The organism is Dietzia sp. CW19 (assembly GCF_014145265.1).
Taxonomy (GTDB): domain Bacteria; phylum Actinomycetota; class Actinomycetes; order Mycobacteriales; family Mycobacteriaceae; genus Dietzia; species Dietzia natronolimnaea.
The window spans coordinates 1-1,142 of sequence record NZ_JAALEE010000281.1; the positions used below are offsets into that span (position 1 = coordinate 1).

The following is a 1,142-nucleotide window of genomic DNA, read 5'->3' on the forward strand; positions in this document are numbered from 1 at the left end:
GGTGCCGGCGGTCGCGGTGGCGGTGGCGGTGGGGCTGGCGGAGTTCAGTCCCAGCTGTCGACGTGGCGCATCAACGGCAACGCCTTCCGCTGGATCCGGCCCATCCGCGAGTGGATCGCGTCGAGGGTCTCGATCGCCTCCGCCACGTAGGGCCCCTTGTTGAGCATCACGCACTCGGACCGCTGCGCCGAGCCCGCGTCGGAGATCTCCGCGCGCGACGGCATCCCGGTTTTCGCGAGCGACTCCAGCACCTGCGTCGCCAGCACGACCGGAACGCGGGCCGCCTGGCACATCAGCGTGATGTTGCGCGGGATCTCCGAGAGCGACTCGAAGCCCATCTCGACGGCGAGGTCACCGCGCGCGATCATCACCCCGATCCGGTCGTGGCGCATGGCCTCCAGCACCAGGTCCGGCAGCGCGCGGTAGGCCTGCCTGGTCTCCACCTTGAGCAGCAACCCCAGCTCCCGCCCCGATTCCGCGCGCTCCGCCCGCAGCGCCTCCACCGCGTCGATGACGTCCCCCCTCGTCCGCACGAAGGACAGCGCCACGACGTCCGCGTGCCGGGACGCGAAGCGCAGGCACTGCCGGTCCTCGTCGGTCAGTGCGGGGGTGTCCACCTCCAGCCCGGGGACGTTGATGCCCTTCTCCGACCCCAGCCATCGGCCGCCCTCGCGGCAGCGCACCACCTCCAGCCGGGCCCAGGGCCCACCCTCCTGACCCGGCATCGAGGTCGCGACGACCTCCGCGGAGATGACTCCGTCGTCGAACAGGACGCGGTCCCCCACCGACAGGGCCTCCACGACCGCGGGGAGCGCGCACCCCAGTCGGATCTCCTCGCCGGACCGCGGCGGCTCCACCGGTTCCATGTCCACGGTGAGCAGGATCGGATCCCCGCGGTGGACCCGGATCCGGCGCGGCACAGCGGGGATGCCGCGGACCCGGGTGTGCTCGAAGTCGCAGTCGATCAGCGTCCCGTCGCGCACCCACGCGTTGCGGTCGCCCTCCGCCAGCACGCCGTCGTCCCCCGCGGACACCACGGTGAACCGCCGCCTGAGCCGTCGTGCGTCGGGGACCTCGATCACGTCCCCCGGGGCCCGCGCCGCGAGCCACCGAGGGTCCACCCGGACGCACAGCGGGGGGTG

General features: G+C 73.0%; 1 protein-coding gene. It reads right to left on the minus strand.

Annotation, left to right across the window (positions count from 1 at the left end; translation table 11 throughout):
* Positions 1-44 precede the first annotated feature (44 nt).
* On the minus strand, positions 45-1,142 hold a 1,098-nt coding region (locus G6021_RS09080; RefSeq protein WP_241736493.1), incomplete at its 5' end, for a pyruvate kinase.